The organism is Microbacterium pollutisoli (genome assembly GCF_053586795.1).
This window is the reverse complement of the sequence record NZ_JBNYWT010000001.1, coordinates 234,453-248,477: the sequence shown is the minus strand read 5'-3', so window position 1 is coordinate 248,477 and position 14,025 is coordinate 234,453. Positions and strand designations below refer to the sequence as shown.

13 protein-coding genes and 1 tRNA gene are annotated in these 14,025 nt (G+C 70.2%); 3 read left to right on the top strand and 11 right to left on the bottom strand.

Translation table 11 applies throughout. The features are described from left to right. Positions 1-36 precede the first annotated feature (36 nt). The 3 genes from ACQ143_RS01225 to ACQ143_RS01215 are packed head-to-tail and all read right to left on the bottom strand — an operon-like array spanning position 37 to position 2,691. Positions 37-990 (bottom strand): FKBP-type peptidyl-prolyl cis-trans isomerase, encoded by a 954-nt coding sequence (locus tag ACQ143_RS01225; protein WP_449568904.1) that lies wholly within the window; start codon positions 988-990, stop codon positions 37-39. 4 nt (positions 991-994) lie between these two features. Next, a complete protein-coding gene (locus ACQ143_RS01220; protein ID WP_449568903.1) occupies positions 995-2,014 on the bottom strand; it encodes a tRNA (adenine-N1)-methyltransferase in 1,020 nt (339 codons plus the stop codon). Further along, a complete protein-coding gene (locus tag ACQ143_RS01215; protein WP_449569560.1) occupies positions 2,011-2,691 on the bottom strand; it encodes an HAD family hydrolase in 681 nt (226 codons plus the stop codon). The genes ACQ143_RS01220 and ACQ143_RS01215 overlap by 4 nt, the downstream gene beginning before the upstream one ends. Before the next feature lie 102 nt (positions 2,692-2,793). Between ACQ143_RS01215 and ACQ143_RS01210 the strand changes: the two genes are divergently transcribed. Then, entirely contained in the window at positions 2,794-3,654 is an 861-nt protein-coding gene (locus ACQ143_RS01210) for a PAC2 family protein (protein ID WP_449568902.1), read from the top strand. A 9-nt stretch (positions 3,655-3,663) separates the two neighbouring features. Here the strand turns inward: ACQ143_RS01210 and ACQ143_RS01205 are convergent, their stop codons facing one another. Both ACQ143_RS01205 and ACQ143_RS01200 read right to left on the bottom strand, forming a co-directional pair. Then, positions 3,664-4,497 carry an undecaprenyl-diphosphate phosphatase gene (locus tag ACQ143_RS01205; RefSeq protein WP_449568901.1) on the bottom strand — a complete coding sequence of 278 codons (834 nt, stop codon included), beginning with the start codon at positions 4,495-4,497 and terminating at the stop codon, positions 3,664-3,666. Between the two features lie 40 nt (positions 4,498-4,537). Next, positions 4,538-5,833: a M20/M25/M40 family metallo-hydrolase gene (locus ACQ143_RS01200; protein ID WP_449568900.1), complete on the bottom strand. Its 1,296-nt coding sequence runs from the start codon at positions 5,831-5,833 to the stop codon at positions 4,538-4,540. A gap of 86 nt (positions 5,834-5,919) precedes the next feature. On the opposite strand from ACQ143_RS01200, the gene ACQ143_RS01195 reads away from it, so the two are divergent. Continuing rightward, complete coding sequence (locus ACQ143_RS01195) at positions 5,920-7,068, top strand: trans-sulfuration enzyme family protein (protein ID WP_449568899.1); 1,149 nt, start codon at positions 5,920-5,922, stop codon at positions 7,066-7,068. A 250-nt stretch (positions 7,069-7,318) separates the two neighbouring features. On the opposite strand, the gene ACQ143_RS01190 is transcribed toward ACQ143_RS01195, so the two are convergent. From ACQ143_RS01190 to ACQ143_RS01180, 3 genes are all read right to left on the bottom strand, one after another. Next, entirely contained in the window at positions 7,319-8,047 is a 729-nt protein-coding gene (locus ACQ143_RS01190) for a VIT1/CCC1 transporter family protein (protein ID WP_449569559.1), read from the bottom strand. Positions 8,048-8,052: 5 nt separating this feature from the next. Beyond that, positions 8,053-9,972: a heavy metal translocating P-type ATPase gene (locus ACQ143_RS01185; RefSeq protein WP_449568898.1), complete on the bottom strand. Its 1,920-nt coding sequence runs from the start codon at positions 9,970-9,972 to the stop codon at positions 8,053-8,055. A 111-nt stretch (positions 9,973-10,083) separates the two neighbouring features. After that, positions 10,084-10,332 (bottom strand): chromate transporter, encoded by a 249-nt coding sequence (locus ACQ143_RS01180; protein WP_449569558.1) that lies wholly within the window; start codon positions 10,330-10,332, stop codon positions 10,084-10,086. Positions 10,333-10,374: 42 nt separating this feature from the next. Between ACQ143_RS01180 and ACQ143_RS01175 the strand changes: the two genes are divergently transcribed. After that, positions 10,375-10,755 carry a tyrosine-type recombinase/integrase gene (locus tag ACQ143_RS01175; RefSeq protein ID WP_449568897.1) on the top strand — a complete coding sequence of 127 codons (381 nt, stop codon included), beginning with the start codon at positions 10,375-10,377 and terminating at the stop codon, positions 10,753-10,755. A 79-nt stretch (positions 10,756-10,834) separates the two neighbouring features. Here the strand turns inward: ACQ143_RS01175 and ACQ143_RS01170 are convergent. From ACQ143_RS01170 to ACQ143_RS01160, 3 genes are all read right to left on the bottom strand, one after another. Next, a tRNA-Leu gene (locus tag ACQ143_RS01170) sits at positions 10,835-10,919 on the bottom strand. An 82-nt stretch (positions 10,920-11,001) separates the two neighbouring features. Next, positions 11,002-12,099: a VIT1/CCC1 transporter family protein gene (locus ACQ143_RS01165; protein ID WP_449568896.1), complete on the bottom strand. Its 1,098-nt coding sequence runs from the start codon at positions 12,097-12,099 to the stop codon at positions 11,002-11,004. A 92-nt stretch (positions 12,100-12,191) separates the two neighbouring features. Further along, positions 12,192-14,006 (bottom strand): DEAD/DEAH box helicase, encoded by a 1,815-nt coding sequence (locus tag ACQ143_RS01160; RefSeq protein ID WP_449569557.1) that lies wholly within the window; start codon positions 14,004-14,006, stop codon positions 12,192-12,194. Positions 14,007-14,025 lie beyond the last annotated feature (19 nt).

Below are 14,025 nucleotides of genomic sequence, written 5' to 3'. Positions count from 1 at the left end.
CTAGGCGCGGGGACCGGCCGCCGATCCGACGCGCGATCACTGTGTCGCGGACTCCTCGATCCCGAGGATGTCGATCACGAACACCAGGGTCGACCCGGCCGGGATCGAACCGGTCGCCTGGTCGCCGTAGCCCAATTCGGGCGGGATGACGGCCAGCACCTGCGAGCCGACGGCCTGACCCTCCAGCGCCTGCGCGAACCCGGGCACGACGCCGTCGAGCGTGAACGCGGTGGACGCGCCCTTCTCCCACGACGAGTCGAACACCTCGCGGTCGGCCCAGGTCACGCCGGTGTAGTGCACCCGCACCCGCGAATCGGCGGTGACCCGCTCGCCGTCGCCCTTCTTGAGCAGCTCGATGCGCAGGTCGGTGGGGGCCTCGCTGTCGGGCACGATGATGCCCGGGCGCCCGTCCGGGGCGAGCACGACCTGGGGCAGGGCGTTGTCCGTGATCCGCTGCGGCTGTCCGTCCGCGGCGGGCAGGAACACCTTCTGCAGGTCGATCACGATCACGGCGGAGTCGTCTTCGCCCAGGCCCAGGCTCGCGGCGGCATCCACGCCCATGTCGCCGGGCGCGGCGACGCCGACGATGCGCGAGCCCTCGACGGCGCATTCGAGCATCGTCGCGATGCCCGCGTAGTAGGTGCCCCACTGGTCGACCGGGGTCACCTGGGTGGGGGCGCTGACCAGCGTCTCACCGGTGGTGCCGTTGAGGATCGTCGTGGCGAACTGCACGTCCTGTGCCCCGGTGGTCACGACGCGGCCGTCACCGGCGGTGGCGTCGGCGAACACGGTCTCGTCGACGTGCACGGGCGCGGTCGTGGTGGCCGACGGGGACCCGAACGATCCGGTGACATCGATCAGGTCGATCGCCGGGGAGTCGCTCGCCGCGCGGTCGCACGAGGCGGGCGATGCGGCCGGCGACGAGGCGCAGCCGGCGAGGGCCAGGGCCGACAGCCCGAGGACAGCGAGAACAGCAGGGATCCGACGCACCGGATCAGTCTACGGGGTCGTCCGATGCGCTCCCCGCGCCGGCGGCCTGACGGGCGCCCTCGGCGGCGCGCTGGGCCTCCCGCACGCGCTTGCGCAGGTTCTTGTCGGTGATCGCGCGATCGCCCACCGCACCGGGTGTCCACACCTCGACGTCCTCGTCGCTGTAGCTCGGCTTCTTCAGCGCCCGCTTGCGCACGTCCGGGGGCACCGCCCCGGGAGCGAGCCGCCGGGCGGTGATGAGGAATCCGGTGTGCGCGACCATGCGGTGGTCCGGGCGCACGGCGAGGCCCTCGACGTGCCAGCCGCGCACCATCGTCTCGGTCGCCTCCGGCTCGGTGAACAGCCCCGTGCCGCGCAGGTACTCGGCGACGCGGCTGAGCTGGGTCGCGGTGGCGATGTAGCAGAGCACGACGCCGCCGGGGGTCAGCGCGTCGGCGACGACGTCGATGCACTCCCAGGGCGCCAGCATGTCGAGCACGACCCGGTCGACGGATGCCGGGGCGACCACCTGCGGCAGCTGCTCGGCCAGGTCGCCGACCACGACGTCCCACGTGTCGGGGCGGTGCCCCAGGAACGTCTCCACGTTCGCCTCGGCGACCTGTGCGAACTCCTCGCGCCGTTCGAACGAGTGCAGCCGGCCCTCGGCCCCGATCGCCCGGAGCAGCCACAGCGACAGGGCGCCCGACCCCACGCCGGCTTCGACGACCGTGGCGCCGGGGAAGATGTCGGCGGCGGCGAGGATCTGCGCGGCGTCCTTCGGGTAGACGATGGCCGCACCGCGCGGCATCGACATGACGAAGTCGCGCAGCAGCGGCCGCAGCGCCAGGTACTCGTGCCCGCTGCTGTTGACGGCGACCGACCCGTCGGGCAGCCCGACCAGGTCCTCGTGCCGGAGCACGCCGTGGTGGGTGTGCAGCTCGCCGCCGGTGCGCAGCGTGATGGTGTGCATCCGACCCTTGGGGCCGGTCAGCTGCACGCGGTCGCCGAGGCGGAAGGGGCCGCTGGGCCGCAGCTCGGGGTTCACTGCGCCGCTCCGTGCCGGTGGGCGGCGAAGTGCGCGACGAGGTCGTCGACCGTCCGGCCCTCGAGGGACTCCCACAATCCGTGGGCGCCGGTGCCCACGAGCGACACCATGAGCGGGATGCCGAGCGTCACGGCGCCGGACGCGACGGCGGCGCGCATGCCGTTGGGCGAGTCCTCCACGACGAGGGTGTCCTCCGGGGCGACCCCGAGCGCCGCGGCGGCCTGGAGGTACGGGTCGGGGAAGGGCTTGGGCCGGGTGGCGTCGTCGCCGGCGACCACGACGTCGAAGGCGTCGAACCCGAGCTGGGTGAGGAACACCTCGGTCATGCTGCGCATCGACATGGTCACCAGGGCCGTGGGGATGCCGGCATCCCGCAGGCCGCGGAGCATCGCCACCGCACCGGGGCGGTAGGGGTTGCCCTCCGCCGCGAGCTGCGCGGTGACCTCGGCGGTGAGCTCGTCGACGATCGCGGACACGCTCATGCGCACGCCGGCCTCCTGGAACACCCGCGCGGCGTCCTCGAGCCCCAGGCCCACCATCTGCAGGGCCTGCTCGTGCGACCAGGTGCCGCCGTGCCGGGTGACCAGGGCGGTCTCGGCGCCCATCCAGTACGGCTCGGTGTCGATCAGCGTGCCGTCCATGTCCCAGAGGACTGCGGCGGGGAGGGCGGGCATCAGGCCATCCTACCGGCGGGGTCGGCGACAGTCCCGGTCGGTGGCCCGCACCACGCGCGCCCGGCGTATCGTGGGGGGAACCCGCAACGGACCGGAAGGAGCGCGGTGACACCTCTCGGAGAGCGCGTGCTCGTGATCGCCTTCGACGGCTGGAACGACGCCGGCGAAGCGGCCTCTGCCGCTGTCTCGCGCCTGCGCGCCGCCGGCGGCCACGAACCGGTGTTCGCCGTCGACCCGGAGCTGTACTTCGATTACCAGTACACGCGCCCGCAGATCCAGATGGACGCGACCGGCAAGCGCTCGCTGGTGTGGCCGGATGCCACGCTATGGCGGCCCGGACCCGGTGACGATCCGACGCGGCTGTGGATCCTCAGCGGGGTCGAGCCGGCCCGCGCCTGGCAGGCGTTCGCGGCCGAGTTCATCGACGCGGCCCTGCGCGAGGACATCACCGGCGTCGTCGCCCTGGGCTCGATGATGTCGGATGTGCCCCACACGCGGCCCATCACGGTGTTCGGCGGCAGCGAGGACGAGCAGGTGCGCGAGGCCCTGGGCCTGGAGAAGACCACCTACGAGGGGCCCGTGGGCATCCTGAGCGTCCTGACCGGCGCAGCGGCGGATGCCGGCATCCCCACCGCCACGCTGTGGGCGAGCGTGCCGCACTACGTCGCCGGGCACACCCCGTCGCCGAAGGCGACGCTGGCCCTGATGGACCGCCTGGCCGAGATCACCGGGGCGACGATGCCGCGCGGTGAGCTGCCGGCCGAGGCGCTCGCGTGGGAGGCGTCGATCGACGCGGCCGCCGCCGACGACGAGGAGATGAGCGAGTACATCCGCCAGCTCGAGCGCACCCGCGACACGTGGGACTCGCCCGAGGCGTCGGGCGACGCCATCGCGCAGGAGTTCGAACGCTATCTGCGACGCGGCGGCGACGGCCCCAAGGGACACCCCGGCGACGGGCGCCGCTGACCGCGGCCGTCAGTAGGCCTGCAGCACCCCGGTCGCCAGCAGGACGATGAGCACGAGGCCCAGCACCACCCGGTAGATGACGAACGGCAGGAAGCTGCCGCGCTTGAGGTACTTCATCAGGTAGGCGATCACGGCCAGGCCCACCCCGAACGCCACCACGGTGGCCAGCGCCGTCTCGGCGAGGGTGAACACCGCGGTGCCGGGCTCACGGATCGCCTGCAGCAGCTCGTACAGGCCGCTGCCGAACACGGCGGGCACGGCCAGCAGGAACGCGACCTCCGCCGCGGCCGGGCGGGTGTAGCCGAGCGCCAGGCCCATCGTGGTGGTCGCCCCGGAGCGGGAGACGCCCGGGATGAGGGCCAAGGCCTGCGCGAAGCCGAGGGCGAGGCCGTGCGGGTAGGTGAGATCCTTCTCGACGCGGATGCGCCGGCCCAGCGCGTCGGCGATCCCGAGGATGACGCCGAACACGATCAGCACGATCGCGACCAGCCACAGGTTGCGGAAGGTGTCGCGGATGACGTCCTGGAAGAGGAAACCGAGCACACCGATGGGGATCGTGCCGATGATCACGATCCACCCCATCCGCGCGTCGGGGTCGTTGCGCGGCACGGCGCCGGTGAGCGAGCGGAACCACTGCGCGATGATGCGCACGATCTTGTGCCAGAAGTACACGAGCACGGCCATCTCGGTGCCGATCTGGGTGATCGCGGTGAACGTCGCGCCGGGGTCGGTGGCCGACGGCAGGAACTCCCCCACGATGCGCAGGTGCGCGCTGGAGGAGATCGGCAGGAATTCGGTGAGCCCCTGGAGGAGCCCGAGGATGATCGCCTCGATGGCGTGCATGGGTGCCTTTCGTGCCGGCGGTGCGCGGGTCGGGGGACGGTCAGTACGTGCGCAGCAGGTCGGTGAGCACCTGCCGGCCGAATGTGAGCGCGTCGATCGGGACGCGTTCGTCCACCCCGTGGAACATACCGGTGAAATCGAGCTCGGCCGGCAGCCGCAGCGGCGCGAAGCCGAATCCGGCGATGCCGAGCGCCGCGAGGGCCTTGTTGTCGGTGCCACCGCCCATGAGGTACGGCAGCACCGGCACGCCCGGGTCGTGGCGGCCGAGGGCGGCGACCATCGCGTCGACGAGCGACCCGGCGAAGGGCACCTCGAGGCCGATGTCGCGGTGCACCACCTCGATGTCGATGTCGTCGCCGACGATGCGCTGCACCTCGGCGAGCACGGCGTCCTCCTGCCCGGGCAACGTGCGGATATCGATGGCGGCGATGGCGGTGTCCGGGATCACATTGTGCTTGTACCCGGCGGTGAGCCCTGTCGGGTTGGTCGTCGTGCGGAAGGTCGACTGCAGGAACGGCGCGGCCGGTCCCGCGGTGGCGGCCACGGCGTCAGGGTCGCCGGCATCCGCGCCCGAGATCCGCGCGAGCGCGTCGACGAGGTCGCGGGTGGTGGCGGTCAGCTCGACAGGCCACGGGCTGCGGCCCAGGGCGGCGACGGCTTCGGCCAGGCGGGTCACGGCGTTGTCGGCGTGGAAGCGGCTGCCGTGCCCGGCGGCGCCGCGGGCGTGCAGCCGAATCCACACCAGCGCCTTCTCGCCGACCTGGAGCAGGTACGCGCGGCGGTCGCCGACCGCGATCGAGTATCCGCCCACCTCGCTGATGGCCTCGGTGGCGCCGGCGAACCATTCGGGACGGTCGCGGACGACCAGCTGCGAACCGGCGACGCCGCCGGCCTCCTCGTCGGCGAAGAACGTCAAAATCAGGTCACGCTCGGGCTGCTCTCCCGCGCGGAGGATCTCGGCGACGGATGCCAGGATCATGGCGTCCATGTCCTTCATGTCGACCGCGCCGCGGCCCCAGAGCATGCCGTCCGCGATGACGCCGGCGAACGGGTCGACGCTCCAGTCCTCGGCCACGGCGGGCACCACGTCGAGGTGGCCGTGCAGCACCAGCGCGGGCTTGTCCCGGTTGCGGCCGGGCACGCGGGCGGTCAGGTTGGTGCGCCGCGGGATCAGCTCGTAGTACTCCGGCGTCAGCCCCAGCGACTCGAGGTACGCGCCGACGTACTCGGCGGCCTCGCGCTCGCCGTTGCTGCGCCCCTCGCCGTAGTTGGTGGTGTCGAACCGGATCAGGTCGCGCGCGATGCGGGCGACCTCGGGAAGGTCGGTCTCGGACATGGAGTCCACCGTACCGGTCCGGGTCCGTCGGTCGGCACGCGCGTCATCTTCACCGGGCGGCGGCCACGCGGTCGTACGCTCGAAAAGTGAGCAGCGCCGAACATCTTCGCACCGATTCCCTCGTCGTGGCCGCCGGGCGCCCGCCCCGTGTGCCCGGAGCGCCGGTCAATGCGCCGGTCGTCCTGTCCTCCACCTACATTGGGGTCGACGAGCCCCATCCCGATCAGCTCCTGTACGCGCGGTACGGCACGGAGTCGTGGCTGCCGCTCGAGGAGACGATCGGCGCGCTGGAGGGCGCGACCGAGCGGGCGCTCGTGTTCGGGTCGGGCATGGCCGCCATCAGCGCCGCGCTCACGCTCGTGCCCGGTGGCGGCACGCTCATCATGCCGCGGCACAGCTACAACACCTCGCGGGTCGCGGCGCGCTCCTCCGCCGAGCAGCGCGGGATCACGCTCATCGAGGTCGACATCGCCGACACGACCGCCGTGATCGCCGAGGTGGCGGCCGCGCAGGCCCCGGTGCTCTGGATCGAGTCGCCGACCAACCCGATGCTCGAGATCGCCGACATCCGTACGCTCGCCGCCGCCGTGCACGAACGCGGCGGCCGGGTGATCGTCGACAACACCTTCGCCACTCCCCTGGCCCAGCTGCCGCTGTCCCTGGGCGCCGACGTGGTCGTGCACTCGGTCACCAAGTATCTGGCCGGGCACTCCGACCTGGTCATGGGCGCGGTGGTCACCGACGACCCGCAGCTGTGGGCGGCGCTGAAATCGCACCGCGACGTGCACGGCGCCATCGCCGGACCCTGGGAGGCCTGGCTGGCGCTGCGCGGCATCCGCACCCTGGCGCTGCGCGTGGAGCGCTCGCAGCGCACCGCACTCGAGCTCGCCGCCCGGCTCGAAGCCCACCCGGCCGTCGCCGAGGTGCGCCACCCGGGCCTGGCGAGCCACCCGCAGCACGACCTCGCCCGGACGCAGATGACCGGTTTCGGGTCGATCATCACGGTGCGGCCGGCCGGCGGTGTCGCGGCCGCGGTGGCCGTCGCGCAGTCGGTGCGGCTGTGGGTGCCCGGCACGAGCCTGGGCGGGGTCGAGTCGCTCATCGAGCGGCGGCGCCGACTGGCCTCCGAACCCGTCTCCGTGCCTGACGATCTGCTGCGGCTGTCGGTGGGCATCGAGAACGTCGAGGACCTCGCCGACGATCTGTTCGCCGCGCTGGAGGCCGCCGCCGGCTGACCGAGACGGGAAAGGCTCTTGACTCGGGACCGAAATCCCGGGTCAAGAGCCTTTTCCGCTGTGTGCGCGAGGGGGGACTTGAACTGATCCGTTCCCCCTCGCACACGAAATCGTGAACCGGCGTTCTGCCGCATGATTCCGCCATTTCTGCGGAGCCTGCCTGTGGATAACTGCACCGCAGTTCACGACCTAGCAGAGTCGATAGCACATGAGTTAGCACATGAAAGCGGGCCGGATCACGAGAACCGGCCTATCCGATGGCCACGCCAAAGAGTGCCCCAATGAGGTAAGTGGCGATCATGGTCGCGGAGCCCATGACCACGTTTCGGAGAATTGCGCGACCGCGCGGCGCTCCACCGAGCGCAGCGCTGATCCAACCGGTGAGGAAGAGGCCGATCACAACTGCGATGGCTGCGATCCAAACTCGGTGTCCACCAACAGGCAGCAGGATCATGATGAGTGGGATCAGTGCTCCAACGGCGAACGCAATGAACGATGACACGGCGGCTGCCCACGGGCTTGTGAACTCTTCATGGTCGATTCCGAGCTCGACTTCTGCGTGAGCGGCGAGAGCGTCCTTCTCGGTAAGCTGCACTGCTACCTGATGTGCAAGGTCATCTGAGAGGCCCCGCTGTCGGTAGAGCTCGGTGAGTTCTTCAAGCTCCTCCTCGGGCATGGTTTCGAGCTCCCACCGTTCTTTTGCGATGAGCGCTTTTTCTGTGTCGCGTTGGGTGCTCACCGAAACGTATTCTCCGCCAGCCATTGAGAACGCCCCGGCAACAACGGCCGCGATACCGGCCGTCGCGATTGCCAGTACGTTGTTTGGTGTAGCGGCTGCGACGCCGATGACGACGCCCGCGGTAGAGACGATGCCGTCGTTTGCGCCGAGCACCCCTGCACGTAGCCAGTTCAAACGTTGGCCCACGTTCTGCAGGTGGGCTTCGCCGGGATGCGGCGTGGTGCTTGAGTCGGATGCCATATTGTTCATTTCCTGTCTTGGGTCGTGCTGAAGTGAAGTTGTTCCGTCGATGCGACTGGTGATGATCGTGTGATTCGCTCAGATCGTGGGCCGACTGCACGGAGTGCGCCGAGGATGGCCACCAGGTCAACGACTTCTTGCAGCCACGCGCCGAGGAGTGCTGGGAGGAACCCGAAGGCGGCGATGAGCATGAGGCCGACGCTGATGATGATGCCGAGCCAGATGCTTTGCAGTGCGATGCGCACGGTGTCCTTGCCGATGCTCACCGCGCGCGGCAGGGCCGAGAGCGTGTCGTAGCGGTTCACGATGTCCGCAGACTCCGATGCTGCGGTTGCACCGCGCGCCCCCATTGCGAAGCCAATATCCGCAGCAGCGAGCACCGGGGCATCGTTGAGGCCGTCACCGACCATGATGAGCGGGCGGGGCTGCACGCTACTGACAATGCGAACTTTGTCGCCGGGGCGGCACTCCGCGTGCACCTCGCTGATTCCAAGGCGCCGCGCGATGGGTTCGGCGGTGGCTGCAACGTCTCCGGTGACCATGAGCGTACGCTCGATACCGAGTGCGCTCAGCTGACGGAGAGCCTGGGCTGCTTCTTCGCGCACTTGGTCGCGCATGACGATGGCTCCGGCGAAACGGCCATCGACTGAGACGTAGATTGCGAGTTCCCCTGGAGCAAGGTCTGCCAGCACGAGGTCCGGCGCGGAGTGGCGCACCCAGGAGGGCTTGCCGACACGAACCGTCACTGCCTCAGGTGCGTCAGGAGTGCGGAGCACAGCCGCGACTCCGTTTGTCGCGATCTCCTCGGCATGTTCGGCTTCGATGAGCGACAGACCGTGCTGTTTCGCGGCCTGCACGACGGAGTCCGCGAGCACGTGAGAGGAGTACACCTCCGCTGAGGCTGCGAAACGCAGCAGCTCGTCTTCGCTGGCGCGGTCGGCGGGCAGAAGGCGTTCGAGCACTGGCTTGCCGGTAGTGATGGTGCCGGTCTTATCGAATGCCGCCGAGCGGGCTCGTGAAAGCTGTTCGAGGGTGCCGCCGCCCTTGACGATCAGCCCGAACCTCGCGGCACGGCTCATGCCACCGAGAAACGCGACCGGCGCGGCGATCAGCAGCGGGCATGGGGTCGCCACCACCAGCACCTCGGCAAACCGGACAGCCTCTCCACTGACCGCCCACGCGATCCCGGCGATCACGAGCGCGAGCACTGTGAACGGCACCGCGTACCGATCTGCGAGCCGCACGACTTTGGCTTTGCTCCCCGCGGCTTGTTCGACGAGCCGAACAATCTGCTGATACTCGCTCTCGGCGGCCGGAGCCGCAGCCCGCATGGTGACTGCGGCTTGTCCATTCACCGCACCGCTCGACACTTTCTCTCCCGCGTCACGCTCAACGGGCAGGCTTTCACCGGTCAATGACGACTCATCGAACACGGCGTGCTCGGAGACGAGGATCGAGTCCACAGGCACGAGTTCACCCGGCCGCACCAGCAACAGATCACCCACCTCGACCTCTTCGACCCGTATGTCCTCGGTCGTGACCTCGGCAGTATGCCCGTGCATTTCCGCGCCGGGTGCGCTTGGGGCGAGGATGCGCGTGGCCTGCTGGGGTGCCTTACGCAGCAGCGCGGTCAGTTCCCGCTTCGAACGGTTCTCAGCGTAATCTTCGAGGGCCGCCCCGCCGGTGAGCATCAGCACCACCACGAGCGCCGCCCACGGCTCCCCAACGAGCACTGCCGCGGTGATCGCCGTCACCGCAAGAATGTCGAGGCCGGCGTGCCCTTGGATGAGCTGCCGAATCATCCCGACCGCCTCCCATGCGGCAATCACAAGCGCATATGCGCCCACGACCCAGCTGGCCGACTCACTGGCGGGGGTCGCCAAAAGAATCAATCCGATCAGTGCGACTAAGAGTGTTGCGATCACGAGTGGGTATGCCCTGACCAGGGATGAAAATCGGCTCACACTTCAATTCTCCCAGGCGGGCACGCTTCTCGCATTGCAGGCCAGCCTCGCCTGAGTATTCGCGTTGCGCGTTCAGAGCAGCAATGCCCCGGCTCCTGCCGCCCCGAGCACTACAGCCCATGACGGTGTTTTCCAGGACGTGAGTGCGACAAACGCGAGTGCCGCGACGACGAGTGATGCGGCGTTCGTGACACCCGCGGTGAATACGGAGTCGTATAATGCGGCGGCGAGCAGCCCGACGACTCCGGCGTTCACGCCCGCCAGCACACGCTGCACTCCCGGCGCACGACGCAACCGCTCCCAGAAGGGCAGCACCCCCATCACGAGCAGCGCAGACGGTAGAAAGATCGCGAGCAGCGCGACGTGGACGCCGCAACCCTCAAAGTGCTCGCCTCCTACAAGGTCGCCCGCGCCGAAGTGTCGTTCAAGCTCGCGGGGGCCGATGCGTATGTGTTCGGTGACGACGAGGGCAAGCTGCGCTCACCCGACGCCATGACGAGCCGCTGGGATCGCCGCATGAAGTGGCTCGCCAAGGTACACCCGACGCTGCCCCGCGTGACGATCAAGGGGCTGCGCCACACGCACGCCACACTCCTGCTGGAGCTGGGCGAGCATCCCAAGGTAGTACAGGAGCGCCTGGGGCACTCCACCATCACAACCACGATGAACATCTACAGCCATGTCACCCCGACGATGCAGAAAGCCGCAGCAGACCGCTTCGCGGCCCATCTCGGTGGGGCTTAGCACATATCTCAGCACATGGCACGAAAATGACCCCCAACCCGAGAGATAAAATCCCAGGTCAGGGGACATTTTGTTCGCGTGCGCGAGGGGGGACTTGAACCCCCACGCCCTATACGGGCACTAGCACCTCAAGCTAGCGCGTCTACCTATTCCGCCACCCGCGCATGGGTGTCTGGTTGTCGCCAACCGAAGATCGACACTACCACGACCGTGCCCCTGCGACGAAACCGGAGGGGCGCCCGGCGGTCACCCCAGCGTCACCCCGAACGCGAGCCCCAGCAGGTAGGTGACCAGGGCCGCCCCGTAGCCGATCGCAAGCTGTCGCAGGGCGCGCTTGAGCGGCGGTCCGCCCGACAGCAGACCCACCATGGCGCCGGTCGCCATCAGCGCGACGCCCACCAGCACGAGGGCGGCGATCACCGCCGGCAGCCCGGTCATGCCGACCAGCCACGGCAGCACCGGGATGACCGCACCGGAGGCGAAGAACCCGAAGCTCGACGCCGCCGCGCCCAGGGCCCCGCCCACGACCTCGTGGTCGGGGACCCGCGCGTGCGGCAGCCGGTAGGGGGTGGTGCGGTCGGCGACCTGCGCGGTGGCGATGACCTCGCGGGCGCGCCGCAGCGCCTCGTCGGCGGGCACCCCGCGGGTGCGGTAGACGAGCGCGAGCTCGTTCGCATCGAGATCCAGGTCGGGCAGGGCCGCGTCGGCGTCGTTGCTCGGCTCGGTGGATGCCAGCAGTTCCCGCTGCGAGCGGACCGACACGAACTCTCCGGCGGCCATCGACAGCGCACCGGCGAGCAGGCCCGCGAGGCCGCTGATGAGCACGAACTGCGCGGAGACGCCGGTCGCACCGATGCCGATGACCAGCGCCAGGTTCGAGACGAGCCCGTCGTTGGCGCCGAACACGGCGGCGCGGAAGGACCCCGACAGGCGACGGCGTCCGCGCGCCGCCAGACCCCGCACCACCTCGCGGTGGATCTTCTCGTCGGCGGCCATGCTCGCCGGCGCATGGGGGTCGGCGTCGTACGGCGACCGGCCCTCGGCGTTCTGGGCGAGGGCGAGCACGAAGATCGATCCGAACCGGCTGGCCATCCAGCCCAGCAGTCGGGTGCCCAGCCCCGGCTTCGGCAGCCGTTCGGGCTCCCCGCCCAGCAGCGTCAGCCAGTGCGCCTCGTGCCGTCCCTCGGCGTCGGCGAGCGCCTCGAGGATCTCGCGCTCTTCCCCCGTCTTGCGGGTCGCGAGCTCCCGGTACACATGCGCTTCGGCCCGCTCGTCGACGAGATAGCGGGTCCAGCGCCGGCGCTCACGCGCGGACGGCTGCGGCGGGGTCGGGGCATCGTTCACGTCGATCACCGTAGCCGCGCCGCACACCGGAACCGGCCCAGATCGCGGTATTGCCAGCATTTCGGAGCTCCGAAGCCCCGGACGCCCCCTGGTCAGGAGCGCACGCGGGCGCGCAGCACCTCGATGCGCGCCTGCAGCTGCGCGACGGTCGCGCGGGCGACCTCGGGCCCGCCGCACACGCGCCGCAGCTCGGCGTGCACGGCACCGTGCGGCTCGCCGCTCTGCCGGGCGTACAGGCCGACGAGGCTGTTGAGCAGCTGACGCTGCTCGCGGAGGGTGCGGTGCAGCGCCTGCGGCAGCGCGGGCTCGGTCCCGCCCGCCGGCGACGACCCGTTCGCCTCCCGTGCCTCCCGCGCGCGGCGGTGCCGGGACTGCCGGGACTGCCGGTGCATGAGCAGGTCGTGCACGTGCTCGGGCTCCAGCAGGCCGGGGATGCCCAGGAACTCCTCTTCCTCGGGCGTGCCGGGCACGGCCAGCTGCCCGAACTCCCGGCCGTCGTACAGCACCCGGTCGAAGTGGGCCTCGGACCCCAGCGCCTGATAGGTGAACTCCTGCTCGAGCGCGTCGGACGCCTTCTCCTCCCGTTCGGCGGCGTCGAGCAGGTCGTCGTCCAGTCCATCGCCGTCGCCATCGGTGTCGCGGTCGAGGGCGTGGTCACGCTGGCGCTCGAGTTCCCCGGCCAGCGTCAGCAGCTGCGGCACATTGGGCAAGAAGACGGATGCCGACTCGCCGCGGCGGCGGGCGCGGACGAAACGTCCGATGGCCTGTGCGAAGAACAGCGGGGTCGACGCGCTGGTGGCGTACACGCCCACGGCCAGCCGCGGCACGTCGACGCCCTCCGACACCATGCGCACCGCGACCATCCAGCGGGTCGTCGACTGCGAGAACGTCTCGATGCGCCCCGAGGCCGCCTTGTCGTCGCTCAGGACGACGGTGGGCTCCTCGCCGGTGATCCGGTGCAGGATCGCGGCGTAGGCGCGGGCGGCGGTCTGATCGGTCGCGATGACCAGGCCACCGGCATCCGGGATGTCCTGTCGCACCTCGCTCAACCGGCGGTCGGCGGAGCGGAGCACGGCGGGGATCCAGTCCCCCTCGGGGTCCAGCGCGGTGCGCCACGCCTGCGCGGTGACGTCCTTGGTGTTGTCCTGACCCAGCTGCGCCTCGAGCTCGTCGCCGGCGCGCGTGCGCCACCGCATCTTGCCCGCGTAGACCAGGAACAGCACGGGACGCACGACCCCGTCGGCCAGCGCCCGGCCGTATCCGTAGTCGTAATCGGTCTTGGACAGCCGGATGCCCTTGGCGTTCGGGTGGTACTCGACGAACGGAATCGGCGAGGTGTCGGAGCGGAACGGCGTGCCGCTGAGCAGCAGCCGACGCGTGGCCCGCGTGTACGCCTCACGCAGGGCGTCGCCCCAGCTGAGCGCGTCGCCGCCGTGGTGCACCTCGTCGAGGATGACCAGGGTGCGGGCGTCCATGGTGAGGCGCTGGTGCACCGACGCCTTCACCGCCACCTGGGCGTAGGTGACCGCGACGCCGTGGAAGTGGCGGGCCGGGGCGTAGTGACGGTTGCTGAACCGCGGATCGAGCCGGATCGAGACGCGGGCGGCCGCATCGGCCCACTGCGTCTTCAGATGCTCAGTCGGGGCGACAACGACGATGCGGTCGATGACGCCGCGGCGCAGCAGCTCGGATGCCAGGCGCAGGGCGAACGTGGTCTTCCCGGCGCCGGGGGTCGCGGCGGCGAGGAAGTCGCGGGGACCCTTGCCGGGTCCGTCGGGCCCGTCCATGCGGAAGTAGAGGTCGAGCGCCTCGGCCTGCCAGGCCCGCAGGTTCTGCGCGGTGCCCCACGGCGCGCGCTGCGGGAAGGCGGGCGACAGCTGCTCGGCGGCGAAGCTGCCGAAATGCACCTGCTGGTCCACCGCCTGC

Coding starts and splice junctions, on each gene's coding strand:
- ACQ143_RS01205 (WP_449568901.1), bottom strand. CDS start 4,497: ATGCACGCCATCGAGGCGATCATCCTCGGGCTCCTCCAGGGGCTCACC.
- ACQ143_RS01180 (WP_449569558.1), bottom strand. CDS start 10,332: ATGGGGGTGCTGCCCTTCTGGGAGCGGTTGCGTCGTGCGCCGGGAGTG.
- ACQ143_RS01200 (WP_449568900.1), bottom strand. CDS start 5,833: ATGTCCGAGACCGACCTTCCCGAGGTCGCCCGCATCGCGCGCGACCTG.
- ACQ143_RS01190 (WP_449569559.1), bottom strand. CDS start 8,047: ATGGCATCCGACTCAAGCACCACGCCGCATCCCGGCGAAGCCCACCTG.